The sequence below is a fragment of the Clostridium thermopalmarium DSM 5974 genome, assembly GCF_002995795.1.
Taxonomy (GTDB): Bacteria; Bacillota; Clostridia; order Clostridiales; family Clostridiaceae; genus Clostridium_H; species Clostridium_H thermopalmarium.
Map to the genome: position 1 here is coordinate 1 of NZ_PVXN01000003.1, position 1,155 is coordinate 1,155.

The following is a 1,155-nucleotide window of genomic DNA, read 5'->3' on the forward strand; positions in this document are numbered from 1 at the left end:
CACGTAAACATAGGAACAATAGGACACGTAGACCATGGTAAGACAACAACAACAGCAGCAATCACAATGACACTAGCAAAGACAGGTGGAGCAGAAGTACAAAAATACGAAGATATCGATAAAGCACCAGAAGAAAAAGAAAGAGGAATAACAATCAATACAGCACACGTAGAGTATGAAACAGAAAAGAGACACTATGCACACGTTGACTGTCCAGGACACGCTGACTACGTAAAGAACATGATAACAGGAGCAGCTCAAATGGATGGAGCAATCCTAGTAGTATCAGCAGCAGATGGTCCAATGCCACAAACAAGAGAACACATACTACTAGCATCAAGAGTAGGAGTTAACCATATAGTAGTATTCTTAAATAAAGCAGACCAAGTAGACGATCCAGAATTATTAGAATTAGTAGAAATGGAAGTTAGAGAATTATTAAATGAATATGGATTCGATGGAGACGGATGCCCAGTAGTAGTAGGATCAGCATTAAAAGCTATCGAAGAAGGCGATGACGAATGCATTAAAGAATTAATGAAGGCAGTTGACGAATACATACCAACACCAGAAAGAGCAACTGACCAACCATTCTTAATGCCAGTAGAAGACGTATTTACAATCACAGGAAGAGGAACAGTTGCAACAGGAAGAGTAGAAAGAGGAGTATTACACGTAGGAGACGAAGTACAAATCGTAGGAATGAAAGACGAAATAGGAAAGACAACAGTAACAGGAGTAGAAATGTTCAGAAAGATGTTAGATGAAGCAATGGCAGGAGATAACATCGGAGCATTACTAAGAGGAATACAAAGAAATGAAATAGAAAGAGGTCAAGTATTAGCACAACCAGGATCAGTAACACCACACAAGAAATTTGTAGGTCAAGTATACGTATTAAAGAAAGAAGAAGGTGGAAGACATACACCATTCTTTGATGGATACAGACCACAATTCTACTTCAGAACAACAGACGTTACAGGAACAATCAGATTACCAGAAGGTGTAGAAATGGTTATGCCAGGAGACCACATCGACATGAACGTAGAATTAATCACACCAGTAGCAATGGAAGCAGGATTAAGATTTGCTATAAGAGAAGGTGGAAGAACAGTAGGTTCAGGAGTTGTTACTTCAATAGTAGAATAGTTTTAA

General features: G+C 38.7%; 1 protein-coding gene. It reads left to right on the forward strand.

Annotated features, from left to right (window positions below; translation table 11 throughout):
- A partial coding sequence (gene tuf, locus CPAL_RS00245; RefSeq protein ID WP_106023835.1) for an elongation factor Tu occupies window positions 1-1,149 on the forward strand: 1,149 nt, incomplete at its 5' end.
- Between the last annotated feature and the right edge of the window lie 6 nt (window positions 1,150-1,155).